The sequence below is a fragment of the uncultured Bacillus sp. genome (assembly GCF_958411575.1).
Classification (GTDB): domain Bacteria; phylum Bacillota; class Bacilli; order Bacillales; family Bacillaceae; genus Bacillus; species Bacillus spizizenii.
Genome location: NZ_CATYRA010000005.1, coordinates 55,753 through 70,771, shown reverse-complemented (window position 1 = coordinate 70,771; position 15,019 = coordinate 55,753). Strand labels below are relative to the sequence as shown.

Below are 15,019 nucleotides of genomic sequence, written 5' to 3'. Positions count from 1 at the left end.
CTTTTTTATATGCACCATGTTATTTTATTTAAACTTTCTGTGCTTGGGCTTCCTTGTTTGAACGCTTATTCCCCTTATAGATAAAATACAGGGAAATAATCATAAATAGCAATGCGAAAACACGTTTAATATCTAATTCTATGACTAAACTATTGAACCATCCAAAATGATCAATCATTACCCCAATGACAAGTTGGCCAGCTATACCAGCAATATTAGTTGCAATAACCCCTATTCTTGGAACGGCTATGACAGTTAGCAGCAAATATGCCGTACCCAAAAATGCTGCACTTAATTGCCATTTAGGCGCTTCTAGAAGTCCAAGCACATTCCCGCTGCCAAAAAATAAAATGAAAATCGTAAGAAACATTGTTCCAGTGAGAAAGGTTAAAAATGTTGTTTCAATTGTTCCAGCTTTTCGGCTAAATGTACCATTAATAGATGATTGTGCGCTTAATGTGAGACCGCCAATCAATGTGAATAAAATCATAAATAACCCCATTATTAAAGACCTCCTAGTTTATTAAAATAAGTGCAATAATCATTGAAATTACGGCGAAAATCTTTTCTTTATTAACCCTTGTTTTCTTACTTCCAAGCCATCCAAAATGTTCAATCACCATACTCATTACCAATTGCCCGATAATGACCGCAACCATGGTGATACCCACACCAACGAATGGAACACTTACAACAATAGAGGTTAAATAAACAACACCCATGACACCCCCAAGTAATGACCATTTAGGTGCTTTCAATGTATAGGAAAGCTCTCCTTTTCCAAAAAAGAGCCACAATAGCCCCATAATAATTGAGCCCATAAAGAAGTTATAAAAACTTGTTTCTATTTGTCCAATTGTTTTTCCTAGCTCGGCATAGATAGCTCCTTCAAAGCTAAGTGCTGCTCCAGCCAATAGGGCAAGTAAATAAGATATAAAGCGCATATCAAGATCTCCTTTTTCGTATATTTGTATATCCAGAAAAACAGATATAATTTGGTAAAAAAAACAGAAATCAACATAAATCAGATTTCTGTTTTAAAATATTTAGCTACCTGTTGAATAAATTCTTCATTACGCCTGTAGTAAGTCCATTGTCCATGACGAATCGACTCAAGCAGACCAGCTTTTTGCATCATGTTTAAGTAGCTGGAAACGGTAGATTGAGAAACTTTGGCTTTTTCTTGAATATCCCCAACACATACTCCGCCTTTGTAACTTACCTCCTTTGGCAAATGAGCGCCTTGTTTTGGGAAATGCTTCTCGGGTTCCTTCAACCACTGCAGAATATTGAGTCTTGTTTCGTTAGATAACGCTTTGAATACGTCAATAGGTTCCATGCGTGTAATTCTATATCTAGATTTCCCGATATGTCAAGTTGAAAGCAAAATAAGATATATCATAGGACAAAAAAATCAGGAAAAGTAGATCATTGTTCTACGTTTTGCAGTTCAAAACAGAACCGCTACACAAATCGTAAAGAATAAGCTTTTCACTTTGCACTATGCCCTAAACTTTTCAAAGCCATTTCAGTTAGTAAGAAAGCCAATTAGCTTTCGACATGTATTTGATCCCTACGTCAAGGGTGCAAGCCCTCAAAAAAAGGGCAGGCCTCCCCACAGAGAATCTCTAGAACCTTTATATGTATTCTCCAACTTATTCTTTCAATACTCACATTATGATTAATTTTGAATCGGTTAACTTCCCATCTCATTTTCTAAGAATATGATAGTTGATCGAGGAAATAACTGGTCATGTTCGTCTCTTCCCACAAAAGAAAAGCTTCGTCTCTGCAAGGATTTCGTGGTTTTGGCATTACACCCTCACCCACCCCTGGATCTCATAATTGAGTTTTAAATATTATGAATTATTCCATTTAGGTTAAAAAATAAAAAATCAATTAAACTATCATCACTATCGAATGAGCTCGCTCAGCATATCATGTACTATCCTCTTTTAAGGAAGGTGATGTTATGCGGTCATTTCCATTAATAGTGGTGCTATTCATCCTGTTAATCATCGTTGGGACATCTTTCTTCGGTGGCTATTAAGAACTCACCTTGCCCCATATCCATCAGACGCCATAAGAAATCTTTGTGGCGTTTGTTTTGTTATGTGATTAACTCACCATATACTGATAAAGTTTCTGAATCAGGAAAATATTAAAATCTACTGTAATGTGGACAGCTAAACAGACTGTCCTAAAGGTGTCGTTCGTTTTTACCTAGAGAGGGATTTAACTAATTAAAGCACATCCTTGACCTACTTCCTTCTTCATCGTTTTCTATTACTTGATACTCTTTCTCCCAAAAATGTGCATTCTTTATCCCAAGTTTTTTTGGATCAAAGACTGGATCTCTCCCCTCCTTTTTTTGCTCCTCATAATCTCTTAGTACTTTTAAAGCCGTTTTCGTCATGAATAAGATGGCTATTAAATTCAGCCATGCCATACTTCCCATTCCAAGATCTCCGAGTGCCCATACGATTTCATCCGTTTGCACACTGCCGTAAAATATCATAACGAGCAAAATGAGTTTTAAAGGATACAAGATGAATTTATAAGATTTTTCTCGATTTTGATGAATAAAAGCTAAACAAGTTTCGGCTTTATAGTAGTATGACTTGAGGGTAGTAAAACCAAAGAAGAACAGAGCAATAGCTAAAAAGGCTGCACCAGAACCAGGGATGACTGAATCAACAGCAAGTGAAGGATAAGCAGAAGGGTCTTTTCCAGCAACAGCGTGTGACGTGATGAAGTTCCTCCATCAAGGGATCAATTATCATTCCCGTTATCAGTATGGTAACTTGATATACTTTTCCATCTGTTTGGATGCATGAGATTCAATATATTGATAAAGTTTTTAATAATATTCATCATAATTTTTTGCAGACCAATCAAATGCGATACATACATATTCACCGGACGGGATCGTATCTAATCTTATGTTTTTTCTCCTATGTCTATCTTTTTTCCATTGCAAACAGTTGTATAAATACTAGTGCAATAAATGTCCCGAGAATCCTTATAGGACTTGAAATCATAAATGAATCCATAATAGTTATCTACTACATCTTCTAAAAATGGCAACTGGTTTGGACATAGTAAAGGGAAAAGCTTAATCTTTTTAGCATATTATAGCACTTCAAGGTTTTAGATATTATATACCCTCTCCCTCATCTGTCGCTTACTTTGCTTTAGTTAACATGTAGCTTTGTTTTATCATATCGTATATGTCTTCCTCTGGAACAGTTCCGTCGAGAATGATAGAATTCCAATGATCTTTATTGAGATGAAATGCTGGAACTACTGAAGTGTATTTGTGTCTCCAGAAATCGAGAAAACCGGATTCGCACTTCACATTGATCCAAATATGATCATCTTTTTCAAATATCCACGCAAACACTTTCCTGTTTGTAACGTGTCGCATTAATGTCCAATTCTTATCTCGAAACGGATAATCTTCATATGCATCTTTAAAACTCAAACAATAATCAATTGCTTCCTCTCTATTTTTCATTGGTTGCCCTCCTTCAACATATAGCTGCCTTTAACTACTGATTTCCTCTACTTTATTTAACCAAAATGAATAAGTGAGCACTATCTAAATCATACCTCTATACGATTTCCAGCGTATAAAAAAATCTTCCAACCACTGTTAGTTGCTTTTTTCAATGTTTTGCTATGTTCCTACTCAAATGGAGCATTGAACAAATAGAAGCTCTCGTTGATACTCCTGCTTCTGTATTTTTTCCGGCGAACCGTCAGCCTGTTCACCAGCATACTCATCATAACGAGCACCGATAAACCAAAAAAGCTGGTGCCAACTTAGCACCAGCATGAAAACATATTCTTTATGGAGTAAACCCCCTCCAAGTAATGACCATTGCACGCTTGGATGCAAACCTAATTTGCCTTGACTTTTAATTGGATACTGTTGGACTTATAGACGATCTTCACTTTGTACTTGCTTGGCAATCCTACGGTCTCGATGGAAGAAAATGATCCATGACGCTTATGATAGGTAATGATTGTAGATCCGTCTGCCGGTACATAATTGTTCGAAAAATGGAGTCGTAATGTTCCTTTCATTTTTGCCTTGCCCTTAATGTGAAGCAGATCATTTTTCCCGCTGAGATTCAGCTCAAGTATACCCTTGGCAGATTGTTTATAGTCTCCTCCGATGATCAGTTTTCCTGACACATCTTTCTTCAGGGTGCCTCCCTTGTTTGACACATCACCTCTCCCAAAGGCTGTCTTCGAGTCGCCCTCAAGTGTTCCTTGATCAATCCGTGTACCGCCGGAATATGTATTGTTCCCCTCCAGCTTTAACGTGCCTGTCCCCTTTTTAGTCAGCTTTCCGGTGCCGGAGATATCGTTGCGCCAGCGATCCATTGCATGGAAGCCGCCTTTTGAAGAATCCATATTGACGGTAACGTTTTTGGTAAAAGCGCCATATCCATCGGTGGCCGAAAAGAGATTAAGCCGTCCCCATCCTTCAGCGTCATCAAGAACAGGATAGCCGGAAGGAAGACCGGTAGTAGCTAAAATCCAGCGGCGCTGCGTTTTATCAAGATAAGGAAAACGGGTTTCCAGCAGAACTTCAGCTCCTTTAGGAACCACCATTGGTTTAGCAGTTGGATTGATTTGTCCAAATCCGTATGTCAATCGTTGAATATATTGTTTTTTATTCATGTCATAATCGCTGAATCGATCTTCCGCTGTACCAGTTTGTGTTAACAACTTACTGTGAGCTTCATCATAAGCAGCCTTTTTCAAACGATTATTGGCTGGATCAGATAAAATAGCAGCGGCCAAGCCAGTTGCCATGACACGTCCTCCCATTACATCAAGCGGGGAATGCATACCGGCAACAATGCGGTTATTGCCGAGCTCCGAAGCCCGGGTAAGGAGTTCCTGATAACGCTCCGGTACGGCATAAGCCATAGCAAAAGCGCTGAGATATGCGGCATTCGTATGTCCGCTGGGAAAACCTCCGTCTTTGCTCGGATCAGGATTGATAGCAGGAACAAGGGTCGGAACAAGAATCGAATTGCTTTCCCAGCGAAACGGGCGGGGATATTGAAAGTATCCCTTAGCCGGATTCGTTGAAGAATAGGGGCCGCGTAACGTATTGACCAAACTCACGATGCTGCCGAGACTGGAGCTCGTGCTGCCAGAATTGGTTCCTTCATCATGATATTTTTTTATTGTGGCATCTTCCGGGATACTGTTAATCGTTGTCGTCGCGCCCGCATTCATTCGATATACATCGGTAAGCGGACCGAGACCCTCAATCACACTGTAGCTCTGATTCCTCCGATCATCAAAATATGCAGCTTTTTCCTCGCTGAAAGTGCGCCGTTCAGCAATGTCAACAACTTTTTGAATGTTGGCATCCAACACGCTGCTGTTCAGTTTTACGCCACTATCCCAAGTACTTCCGGGAGTCCAAAGATTTTGAAATTCTGAAAGTACCCCGATCGATGGATTGGCATTCACTGTAGTATTAGCAGAGCTGTTATTTTTGTAATGATCTACGAAGTATCCGGAAGCAGGGGGCGGCGGCGGAGTTACTGTTTTTGCTTTCGCTGTTGTGCTCGCATAACATACACTCACAGAACTTTGAAATAATATTAGAGAAAATAAAGCCACTACTACATGCTTCTTCATCTTTAGTAATTTCATTTTTTCATCATACTCTCCCTTACCCTTAATCCTATCTCCAAAAAGCTTTTTCCTAATCGTCACGTTATTTTAATCGTATCTTAACTTTGTTAATGAAATAACGTTGTTTTATTAATGTTTTGTTTATTTTTCAATGAAGTTGTAGTCGCCGTCGAGCGGAGAGAAAGAAACGGAAGAAAAAGGGCAAAAAAAGCTGCTGACTAGGAGTCAGCAGCTAACACAGATGGCATCTAAGCATCAATCTCCATAAAGGACTAGTCGTGTTTCCCCAATCTATCAATTTTCCACAGGGATGATCGTTTGTGTAAAAGAAATACTATACTTCATGGTCATGTTACACCTTAATTAATGCGCCATCATCTCATGGGTAATATCGTGTCCGTCCATTTCTGACGGGTAGTAGGTAGGCCAGTTTTTGACTTCATCAAGTAAAGCTTCACGGTCGTCACCCCAATACAGATGGTAATGACTCGCTTTAGTCGGATAGATACTATGATCACTAAACTGAATATACTGAGGAAGTCCTTCAGTTTTTTTAGCTAGTTTGAATATGTATCTTACCCCTCTATTGCCCGCATCATATGTTAGAATTTCGTACCCATCATACGTATACTTACCAGAATATTCTTTTCCATTTTTAAAGAACGTTACAGTATCTTGTTTGATTAAGATACGGTCAACATCTGTTTTATACCCTTTTTTATAATACTCTTTATATTCTTCAGCTGTCTTGTCACCTTCATGTTCTGATTTATATGAAAATACTTCATCAAGAGTACCATCTTGCAGGTATGGATATACAGATTGCCAGTCTCCTTCCCAATCAGAAAGTGACCGATCCTTTACTTGACTGTCTTTAAAATAGCCTTCAGAAATTTTTTCTGTTTCTTCATCATGTGCATGACTATGATCGTGATCATGATGATGATGATGAGATTCTGATGTTTGCTCTTGCGTTTTAGAAGAGTCTTCTTCAACCGCTGAGGATGATGCTGTTTTATTAGACTCACCTTTAGATGAACCTGAAGTCTGACATCCTGCCAATACTAGTAATGAACCAATCGCTAATATCCCTAACCTCTTTGCAAATAAAATTCCCATTACGACACTCCTTCTCCTCAAAACGAAATTATTACGATTTGTATTATACATTTATCTTATGCAAAGATCAAAGGGAAAATGAGATGTTTTCATGATTTCATCATCTTACTTTCTGCCCTCTTGACTGTTCATACAAATACAAACACAATTTCCTCGGTCTTTCATTTATGTACTTAAAGTTATCATTAATGAGTGGGCTATCCTAGCGATTGAGTTATTTATAAACAGGAAAAACCACACCAACAAAGTTGGTATGGTTCATTCAGATAGGCCCTAAAGAAGAGACTCTATTGTACGGAGTATACAGCTAGTTGCATCGGTAACCGACCGGGCCGTCTGAGCCTGTGTAGACATATGTGTCAGAAACATATCCAATATTTACGACACCCCGAGAATCTTTCCACTGGATTTGATCCCAAATATTACTCGTTCCATACTTCCCTGTAACAGTTGTTCCGTAAGCATAACAATAGTAAGGAACACGCGAGCCGCTTGGAATGGAAAGCATAATAGGATAATTTGTACCTGGACCGCTGCGCATATTTACAGGCGCACCGCTGCTAGTTGAAACAGTAAAGTACTGAACAGCAAGTGCCTGATTGGAAAAAATGAATAATGATGCAATCATAACGGTTAACATACTCAGCATTTTCAGTTTAGCCAATGTCATCCCTCTTTCTTCAATTCCTTCATTTTAAGAACGATAAAACATATGCTACCAGCTGCATTTAGGAACAACCGGACCGTCTGAGCCTGTATACATATATGTATCAGAGACAAATCCAGGAACGATCTCCCCGCTGGCAAGTGTCCGCTCTGTGTAATTCCAAATATTACTCGTTCCATACTTTCCAGTTACAGTTGTACCGGTTTTGTAGCAATAGATCGGGATGCGGGTTCCGCTCGGAATAGTCGTTACAATCGCCCAATTTGTACCTGGGCCGCTGCGCATATTTACAGGTGCACCGCTGCTTGTTGAGACCGTATAATACTGAGCGGCAAGTGCATGGCTAGAAAAAATGAGCAATGATGCAATCATCACCGTTAGCGTACTTAGCATTTTTAGCTTATTCACCTTATACTATCCCCCTTATAATACGTCTGCTTTCTTACATCCAGTAAAAGAAATTACCTTTCAGAAAACCACGCCCCTCCCCTTCCATATATTTATCAATGTACCATAAACTAGATCTTTAAAAAGTGGAATTACTCCTATGTTTTCGACAAAAAAAAAACGTGACATTTTGCATCTTCAGAATGTGCAAATATGAGTCCATTTTTAATAAGACAAGGCTTTTATACACTTTTTGTGATTAAGCGGCGCAACAGAAGCTGTTTAGATAAACAATTGTGCTTGATGAGAATAAAGCGACTTGTAATCATTCCGTATATGTTATTTTTAGCGGAGAAACGTTCTTTCTGTATGCTACACCCTAATTTCGGGAAATGTAACGATGATTAAAGGAGGTTAAATCACTATGGATCATCAAACATTAGCTGCTCACGAGGCTGTAGACTTACATGAAATCGTTAACTTTAAAACACTTTGTATAGCGAAATCGAAGTTAATGCAAGGACTTGTATTTGACCAAGATCTTAAGGACTTGATGCAAAAAGATGTGCAGCAGTCCATTCAAGATCTTACTGATTTACAAACGGTTTATGAGCGCGCACCATTTCAGGCCCCTGTCCCTCAAAGCCGTCCAACGCCAATCATCAATTGAAAGGAAGGTAAGCCCCTTTGAATCATGATCACTTAGACCCTATTAATTCGCTACATGTGCCTGAACTTGCAGACACTACATTTGCGATGGATTTTCTTATACGAGTAAAAGAAGGCGTGAGAAATACTGCTGTAGCTTTGACTGAAACCGCTTCACCAGATGTAAGAGCCCTGCTGCGAAAACAGCTGATGCAAGGAATCGCGATGCACCAAGAGATTACGGAACTGATGATAAGCAAAAAATGGTTCCATCCGTATGAGCTGAGCGAACAGTATAAGCTGGATCAGCTCTCTGCAAAAAACACGATCATGGTCGGTAACATGAACCTTTTTCCTAAAGAAACAAATCGAAAAGGGATGTTTGACCGGACACCTGATGAACACTAACACTGGAGGTTTTACAGCATGAAGGCAGTAACGTATCAAGGCATCAAAAATGTTGTTGTCAAAGATGTGCCAGATCCAAAGATTGAAAAGTCCGATGACATGATTATAAAAGTCACCAGTACAGCCATTTGCGGATCAGATTTACATTTAATCCATGGATTGATTCCCAATCTGCATGAAGACTATGTCATCGGCCATGAACCAATGGGAATCGTTGAAGAAGTTGGACCAGGAGTTACAAAGGTGAAAAAAGGGGACCGTGTCATTATTCCTTTTACGATCGCCTGCGGTGAATGCTTTTTTTGTAAAAACCAACTGGAAAGCCAATGTGATCAATCTAACGACAATGGAGAGATGGGCGCCTATTTCGGCTACTCAGAGCATACCGGCGGTTATCCAGGCGGGCAGGCAGAGTATTTAAGAGTTCCATTTGCCAATTTTACTCATTTTAAAATTCCTGAAACCTGTGAGGAACCCGATGAGAAATTAAGCGTGATTTCCGATGCCATGACCACCGGCTTCTGGAGTGTTGACAATGCAGGGGTAAAAGACGGCGATACAGTTATCGTTCTTGGCTGCGGACCAGTCGGCCTGTTTGCTCAGAAGTTTTGTTGGCTAAAGGGGGCAAAACGTGTCATTGCAGTTGACTATGTAAACTATCGCTTACAACATGCAAAACGAACCAATAAAGTCGAAATCGTTAATTTTGAAGACCATGAGAATACAGGGAGTTTCTTGAAGGAAATCACCAAAGGCGGAGCGGATGTTGTCATTGACGCTGTTGGGATGGATGGGAAAATGAGCGACCTCGAGTTCCTCGCCAGCGGATTAAAGCTTCATGGCGGAACAATGAGTGCATTGGTCATTGCTTCCCAAGCCGTTCGCAAAGGAGGAACCATACAAATTACAGGAGTGTATGGCGGCAGATATAACGGTTTTCCGTTAGGTGATATCATGCAGCGAAACATCAATATACGCTCTGGACAAGCTCCGGTGATCCACTACATGCCATACATGTTTGAATTAGTGTCGACGGGTAAAATTGATCCGGGAGATGTCGTAAGCCATGTCCTGCCGCTTAGTGAAGCCAAGCATGGTTATGATATTTTTGATTCAAAAATGGATGATTGTATAAAAGTTGTGTTAAAACCTTAAAAAACGGAGGTGACAGAAATGGAATACGCCTTACATGAAGTGCTAGAAGTCCAAGAAATGACTGCATTTAAGACACTTTGTTTAACAAAATCCAAAACAATGAAGGCGCTGGTATCTGATCCGAAGCTAAAAGAAATCATGCAGCAAGACGTTGACACTACCACACGGCAGCTACAGGAATTTGCCTCTATTTTATCTAATGCAAAGCATGAATGAGGAGATGAATGATTAATGAATCCTATCATTGAATATCTGACTGGCATGAACGTTTTAACAGACCAAATCATTGCCATGGACTTATTGATTGCAGCAAAAAACGGAGTCAGAAATTATGCGATGGCCGCAACGGAAGCTGGTACGCCTGAAGTGAAAGAGATCCTTACCCGGCATTTAGAGGAAGCCCTCGATATGCACGAACAAATCTCAAGCTATATGATGGAAAAGGGCTGGTATCATCCTTGGAACACAGATGAACAAGTGAAGCTGAATTTACAAAATATCGAAACCGCGATTCAGTTGCCAACCCTTTAACCTCTTTTGATTTGCTGAGGAACAGTATTGATTGACCACAACTGTCCCTCAGCTTCTGTTTTTTAAAAGTTGGATCATCATGAGTAGACCGTTTTTAACCTTCGACATTTGTTTTTATGTTTATAGATAAATTAATTACTCGTAAACCCGCTTCTTCCCAGCTGGTCTTCTATCGCTTGCAAAGCCTGTTCCTCGTCAATCCCTTCAGCTCTGATTTGAATGTAAGTACCAGGTGTAATGCCTAATGACATCACATCAATAAGGGACTTGGGCGGATTTTTTAGATCAACGGATTCCTCCTCATATAAAAGATAGATGTGAGCGTGAAACTTGCAGGCTGCACGAACCAACAAAGTTGCTGCACGGGCAAATCCTGTACTTGCAATAATTGTATACTGTTTTTCAATCATGCTTCCCTGCTCCTTATCACCATATTAGCGGCATTTAATGGTGGCCGACTATCGGATGGGGTACATATGGTTCTTCGAGAAACGCCATTTCTTCAGATGTTAACTTAACGGATAGAGCTCTGACAGCATCTTCGAGATGAGACATTTTCGTAGCACCAATAATAGGAGCTGCTACTGGCTTCTTCTGCAGCAGCCAAGCAAGCGCGATATGGGTTCGGGAAACCCCGTGTTTTTCTGCGATTGCCGCAAGCCGTTCCACGACCAGCCGGTCAGCATCAGCAGTACCATCGTATTTTGATTTCTGGATTTGATCGGTTTCGGAGCGATGCGTTGTTTCAGACCAATCACGGGTCAATCTCCCAGATGCGAGCGGGCTGTACGGAGTCACTCCAATTTTTTCTTCTTTGCAAAGCGGCAGCATTTCCCTCTCCTCTTCACGGTATATCAGATTTAAATGATTCTGCATCGACACAAATTTGGTCCATCCATTCTTCTCTGCAACATGTAATGCTTTCTGGAACTGCCATGCATACATTGCAGAAGCACCAATATACCTTGCCTTCCCGGCCTTCACCACATCATGCAATGCTTCCATCGTTTCTTCAATAGGTGTGTGGTAATCCCAGCGGTGGATGATGTAAAGGTCCACATAATCTGTTCCCAGTCTTTTAAGACTTTTATCAATTTCACTCATAATCGCCTTTCGTGAGAGGCCGGCACCATTTGGGCCCTCATGCATTCGCTGATGAACCTTCGTTGCAAGCGCGATTTCATCTCGATTGGCATAATCCTTTAACGCTCTGCCAAGTATTTCTTCACTTGCTCCCATTGAATATACATTCGCAGTATCAAAAAAATTGATGCCAAGCTCAAGCGCTTTTTTGATGATGGGGCGGCTATTTTCTTCATCGAGTACCCATTGATGAACCCACTTTTCTGCTGCACCAAAGCTCATACACCCCAGACAAAGCCTGGAGACATCTAAACCGGAATGTCCAAGTTTTACATAATCCATTTCTTGAGTCCCCTCTTTCCTTGTATCTGCTTCTCATTATGCAATGAATGAAAAAGCAACCGTTATCCCATTTGTATCAAATGATTGCCTAATTCTCTCACAGCCAATGACACAATTTGCAAACAAGCTTTATAATGAAAAATATCAAGATGAAGGAGAATGACATATGTCTGTGCGAATAGCCCAACAACAGGAAGAGCTTGCCAAACTCATTGAACGTTATTCATCTCGGGACGGTATTCACAAGACTGCTGTTCCGTCTTTATTTTTCATCAGTGAATCTCATGCTTCCGAACCGGTTTATAGCGTTTACAAGCCGTCATTTTGTGTTATCGTTCAAGGTGAAAAAGAAGTATTGCTTGCAAAGGAGCGCATTAGGTACAGTCCTGCTGACTACCTTGTGGCATCTGTTAACTTGCCGGTTGCCGGGCAAGTGATAAAAGCTTCATCTGATGAGCCTTATTTGGCTCTAAAACTTGAATTTACTCCGAGCCAAGTCTTAGAGGTTTTAAGTGATTCTACCTTTCAAGCAGGGCTAAAAAAACACACGAAGAGAGCTATGTTTGTCAGTAAAATAGAGCCAGCTTTGCTGGATGCAGTTCTCAGGTTGGCCTCTTTGCTGGACACCCCGAAAGACATCTCAGTACTAGCCCCTATATTTACAAAGGAAATTCTTTATAGGGTTCTGCAAGGGCCGCATGGACGCACCTTGGAGCAAATCGCGATTGAGGGTAGCTATACCTATCGAATCCAAGATGTCATTGAACACATCATGAAAGACTTTGACAAGCCTCTTCGAATTGAAGAGCTTGCAGATATAGCGAATATGAGTGTTTCTTCCCTGCACAGGCACTTTAAAGCTGTGACGGCTATGAGCCCGATTCAGTTCCAAAAACAGCTAAGACTTCAGGAAGCCAGACGCCTGTTATTAATGAAGTCAACAGATGCCGCAGATGCTGCATTCCGAGTCGGCTATGAAAGCCCATCACAATTCAGCCGTGAATACTCCCGCATGTTTGGTTTTCCGCCTAAAGAAGATATCAAACGGCTGAGGGGAAGATCTGACTAAATGAACAACGGGGAACTATACTAACTGTTTTTTTGATAGCTAAAGTAAACTTTCGACTATATAAAAGCTGGTTTCCTTCTTATCAATAAAAAAGGCTGAAGGAAATTTTCATTTTTAAAAATCACCTCAGCCTTAAAGCGTTTGTTTTTATGACTAATCCTCTTCATTTGGATAAAGGACAAACTCATATTGATCCCCCTTTATCTGGTCCTTATAGAATTCAATCTTACGGTTTAATACTTGCAGATTTTGCTGTAAAGCTTGAATTTCTAATTCTACCATATGCTTACGCTTTTCAAGTAAATGCATCCTATCATGAATCGTTTCATCCCCCATTGCTCGCCATGCTGTATATTGTTTTAGCTCTGTCATCGTCATTCCTGAATCTTTCAAATGGAGTAAAAATCGCACCCAGCCGATATCATGATCCGTAAATTCCCGTATATTATTCTCATTTCGATGGGGAGTCAGGAGCCCTTCCTTTTCATAATACCTGAGGGTACTTGTTGTCACACCGATGATGTTTGCAAATTCTCCAATCGAATAAGGAATCGTAACCACCTCTTTCGGTATCCATTTATTGGCGGAGGAAACAAGTTCGAAACAAAATCCTTATTTTTAACCTGCCCCCTCGGACACAAAGAATGCTATCTTGCTTCATTTATCCGTGAAGACTTTCCGTATTAGGCCTGCTTTTGAGCTTAGCCTCATTTTCGCGCAATTTCCCATCATAATCTTCAATTTTTGTATCCAATCTTTTAATTGTTTCATCAATTTCTTTCCGCTTCTCTATGAGCCGCTGTCTTTCATCAGCCAGGATATTTTTGCGAGCTTCTACCGTACGATCTCCTTCAGTAAATAACGTTGTATATTCAATTAACGCTTCTATCGATAGTCCTGCATTTCGCATGCATTTAATGAATTCAATCCATTTGATATCTTCTTCATCATAATCGCGAATGCCGCTTTCTTTTCGTTTTACCGGCGGGATCAATCCTACACGTTCGTAATATCTGAGTGTTGCAGCTGTTAGGCCAAACTGCTTTGCCACCTGCGCAATATTCATACTCTTCACCTCTCTGTCATTGTCCTGTATGTTTTGAAGGTAACACTTAAAGTTAACTTTAAGTCAAGCGGAAACAAGTTTTAGCTGCTGAATCTTTTTTTCAAAAATACAGGGCTTGCCTTAAAGCACACTTTAAGCTCTATACTTCTCCATGCAATAAAAACAGTTTAGATGGAGGGATTGCTAAATGGCAAAGAAACAAACTGCTGGACGAGATATACTAGGAGAATTCGCGCCAAAGTTTGCTGAACTTAACGATGATGTTCTGTTCGGTGACATTTGGGCAAGAGAGGAAAAACTGTCTCCGCGGGATCGCAGCATGATTACAGTTTCTGCGTTAATTGCTGGAGAAATTGCAGAAATCATCACTCACCTCTCGTTTTATGCCGGATGGCCCAAAGCTTGGTCAGCATTTCATATCGCAAAAGGCATCTTTAAAAATGAAAAGAAAGCAGGTCAACATATGACATCTGATCAATTAAGCAATAGCACAATCTTTCCGATAGGTGAAAAAATTGAAGCGAACTTTACCGGGGATGCATATTTACAAATGATATTTACCGATGAGACACCTCTCAATGCTTCAATCGGGAATGTCACCTTTGCTTCGGGAGCCCGCAATTACTGGCATTCTCATAAAATCGGGCAAGTTTTGTTAGTGACAGGCGGTGAAGGCTGGTATCAAGAAGAAGGAAAACCAGCTCAATTACTCAAAACCGGAGATGTCATAAATATTCCTCCCCATGTAAAACATTGGCACGGTGCCACGAAAGACAGTTGGTTTGTGCATTTAGCCATTACGCCGGGGGAAACGGATTGGTTAGAGCCTGTTCATGATGACCTATACTATACCTTATAAAATGTTCCCTTTTTGTAT

The 15,019-nt window shown here is 40.3% G+C and carries 23 protein-coding genes and 2 pseudogenes; 9 read left to right on the top strand and 16 right to left on the bottom strand.

Annotated features, from left to right (window positions below):
- Nucleotides 1-28 precede the first annotated feature (28 nt).
- The 4 genes from Q5C82_RS09735 to Q5C82_RS20500 form a co-directional block, all read right to left on the bottom strand.
- Nucleotides 29-502 carry a DMT family transporter gene (locus tag Q5C82_RS09735; protein ID WP_003226037.1) on the bottom strand — a complete coding sequence of 158 codons (474 nt, stop codon included), beginning with the start codon at nt 500-502 and terminating at the stop codon, nt 29-31.
- Between the two features lie 13 nt (nt 503-515).
- The gene (locus Q5C82_RS09730; RefSeq protein WP_003226036.1) at nt 516-944 is read right to left on the bottom strand and encodes a DMT family transporter; all 429 of its coding nucleotides are present in this window, start codon (nt 942-944) and stop codon (nt 516-518) included.
- 80 nt (nt 945-1,024) lie between these two features.
- Nucleotides 1,025-1,339: a helix-turn-helix transcriptional regulator gene (locus tag Q5C82_RS09725; protein ID WP_003226033.1), complete on the bottom strand. Its 315-nt coding sequence runs from the start codon at nt 1,337-1,339 to the stop codon at nt 1,025-1,027.
- Nucleotides 1,340-1,716: 377 nt separating this feature from the next.
- On the bottom strand, nt 1,717-1,815 hold the full coding sequence (locus Q5C82_RS20500; RefSeq protein WP_136975861.1) for a phage terminase small subunit-related protein: 99 nt from the start codon (nt 1,813-1,815) through the stop codon (nt 1,717-1,719).
- 157 nt (nt 1,816-1,972) lie between these two features.
- Here Q5C82_RS20500 and Q5C82_RS09720 point away from each other — a divergent pair, with 157 nt between their 5' ends.
- Nucleotides 1,973-2,050 (top strand): YjcZ family sporulation protein, encoded by a 78-nt coding sequence (locus tag Q5C82_RS09720; RefSeq protein ID WP_072175780.1) that lies wholly within the window; start codon nt 1,973-1,975, stop codon nt 2,048-2,050.
- Nucleotides 2,051-2,239: 189 nt separating this feature from the next.
- Here Q5C82_RS09720 and Q5C82_RS09715 read toward each other — a convergent pair whose 3' ends face one another.
- The 8 genes and pseudogenes from Q5C82_RS09715 to Q5C82_RS09685 all read right to left on the bottom strand — a co-directional run bounded on the left by Q5C82_RS09715 (nt 2,240) and on the right by Q5C82_RS09685 (nt 7,861).
- Nucleotides 2,240-2,656 (bottom strand): alanine:cation symporter family protein, encoded by a 417-nt coding sequence (locus Q5C82_RS09715; RefSeq protein ID WP_326190832.1) that lies wholly within the window; start codon nt 2,654-2,656, stop codon nt 2,240-2,242.
- A 37-nt stretch (nt 2,657-2,693) separates the two neighbouring features.
- Nucleotides 2,694-3,072, bottom strand: a pseudogene (locus Q5C82_RS20495) (hypothetical protein); the annotation flags it as partial.
- A gap of 112 nt (nt 3,073-3,184) precedes the next feature.
- Complete coding sequence (locus tag Q5C82_RS09710; RefSeq protein ID WP_003226030.1) at nt 3,185-3,517, bottom strand: MmcQ/YjbR family DNA-binding protein; 333 nt, start codon at nt 3,515-3,517, stop codon at nt 3,185-3,187.
- 174 nt (nt 3,518-3,691) lie between these two features.
- Complete coding sequence (locus Q5C82_RS09705; RefSeq protein ID WP_194395083.1) at nt 3,692-3,838, bottom strand: hypothetical protein; 147 nt, start codon at nt 3,836-3,838, stop codon at nt 3,692-3,694.
- 65 nt (nt 3,839-3,903) lie between these two features.
- Nucleotides 3,904-5,685: a phosphatase PAP2 family protein gene (locus Q5C82_RS09700; RefSeq protein WP_003226026.1), complete on the bottom strand. Its 1,782-nt coding sequence runs from the start codon at nt 5,683-5,685 to the stop codon at nt 3,904-3,906.
- Between the two features lie 345 nt (nt 5,686-6,030).
- On the bottom strand, nt 6,031-6,786 hold the full coding sequence (locus Q5C82_RS09695; protein ID WP_003226024.1) for a metal-binding protein ZinT: 756 nt from the start codon (nt 6,784-6,786) through the stop codon (nt 6,031-6,033).
- A 307-nt stretch (nt 6,787-7,093) separates the two neighbouring features.
- Entirely contained in the window at nt 7,094-7,450 is a 357-nt protein-coding gene (locus Q5C82_RS09690; protein WP_003226021.1) for an SH3 domain-containing protein, read from the bottom strand.
- 51 nt (nt 7,451-7,501) lie between these two features.
- On the bottom strand, nt 7,502-7,861 hold the full coding sequence (locus tag Q5C82_RS09685) for an SH3 domain-containing protein (RefSeq protein WP_003226019.1): 360 nt from the start codon (nt 7,859-7,861) through the stop codon (nt 7,502-7,504).
- 403 nt (nt 7,862-8,264) lie between these two features.
- Between Q5C82_RS09685 and Q5C82_RS09680 the strand changes: the two genes are divergently transcribed.
- The 5 genes from Q5C82_RS09680 to Q5C82_RS09660 are packed head-to-tail and all read left to right on the top strand — an operon-like array spanning nt 8,265 to nt 10,582.
- Complete coding sequence (locus Q5C82_RS09680; protein WP_003226017.1) at nt 8,265-8,510, top strand: hypothetical protein; 246 nt, start codon at nt 8,265-8,267, stop codon at nt 8,508-8,510.
- 17 nt (nt 8,511-8,527) lie between these two features.
- Nucleotides 8,528-8,896, top strand: coding sequence for a spore coat protein (locus Q5C82_RS09675; RefSeq protein WP_003226016.1), 369 nt, complete (start codon nt 8,528-8,530; stop codon nt 8,894-8,896).
- Nucleotides 8,897-8,914: 18 nt separating this feature from the next.
- Nucleotides 8,915-10,051, top strand: coding sequence for a zinc-dependent alcohol dehydrogenase (locus tag Q5C82_RS09670; protein ID WP_003226014.1), 1,137 nt, complete (start codon nt 8,915-8,917; stop codon nt 10,049-10,051).
- Between the two features lie 18 nt (nt 10,052-10,069).
- Complete coding sequence (locus tag Q5C82_RS09665) at nt 10,070-10,267, top strand: hypothetical protein (protein WP_003226012.1); 198 nt, start codon at nt 10,070-10,072, stop codon at nt 10,265-10,267.
- Between the two features lie 15 nt (nt 10,268-10,282).
- Entirely contained in the window at nt 10,283-10,582 is a 300-nt protein-coding gene (locus Q5C82_RS09660; protein WP_003226009.1) for a spore coat protein, read from the top strand.
- Nucleotides 10,583-10,713: 131 nt separating this feature from the next.
- On the opposite strand, the gene Q5C82_RS09655 is transcribed toward Q5C82_RS09660, so the two are convergent.
- Together Q5C82_RS09655 and Q5C82_RS09650 are read right to left on the bottom strand one after the other, a co-directional pair.
- Nucleotides 10,714-10,992, bottom strand: a complete 279-nt coding sequence (locus Q5C82_RS09655; RefSeq protein WP_003226007.1) for an HPr family phosphocarrier protein — start codon at nt 10,990-10,992, stop codon at nt 10,714-10,716.
- A 34-nt stretch (nt 10,993-11,026) separates the two neighbouring features.
- Nucleotides 11,027-12,007, bottom strand: coding sequence for an aldo/keto reductase (locus Q5C82_RS09650; protein ID WP_003226005.1), 981 nt, complete (start codon nt 12,005-12,007; stop codon nt 11,027-11,029).
- A 166-nt stretch (nt 12,008-12,173) separates the two neighbouring features.
- Here Q5C82_RS09650 and Q5C82_RS09645 point away from each other — a divergent pair, with 166 nt between their 5' ends.
- Complete coding sequence (locus Q5C82_RS09645; protein WP_003226003.1) at nt 12,174-13,076, top strand: AraC family transcriptional regulator; 903 nt, start codon at nt 12,174-12,176, stop codon at nt 13,074-13,076.
- A gap of 153 nt (nt 13,077-13,229) precedes the next feature.
- Here Q5C82_RS09645 and Q5C82_RS09640 read toward each other — a convergent pair whose 3' ends face one another.
- Nucleotides 13,230-13,628, bottom strand: a complete 399-nt coding sequence (locus Q5C82_RS09640) for a MerR family transcriptional regulator (protein ID WP_032727407.1) — start codon at nt 13,626-13,628, stop codon at nt 13,230-13,232.
- Between the two features lie 109 nt (nt 13,629-13,737).
- Entirely contained in the window at nt 13,738-14,142 is a 405-nt protein-coding gene (gene adhR, locus Q5C82_RS09635) for an aldehyde stress transcriptional regulator AdhR (RefSeq protein WP_003226000.1), read from the bottom strand.
- A 187-nt stretch (nt 14,143-14,329) separates the two neighbouring features.
- Between adhR and Q5C82_RS09630 the strand changes: the two are divergent.
- Nucleotides 14,330-14,485 (top strand): annotated as a pseudogene (locus Q5C82_RS09630) (carboxymuconolactone decarboxylase family protein); the annotation flags it as partial.
- Between the two features lie 120 nt (nt 14,486-14,605).
- Complete coding sequence (locus Q5C82_RS09625; RefSeq protein ID WP_032727406.1) at nt 14,606-15,001, top strand: cupin domain-containing protein; 396 nt, start codon at nt 14,606-14,608, stop codon at nt 14,999-15,001.
- Nucleotides 15,002-15,019: the final 18 nt, after the last annotated feature.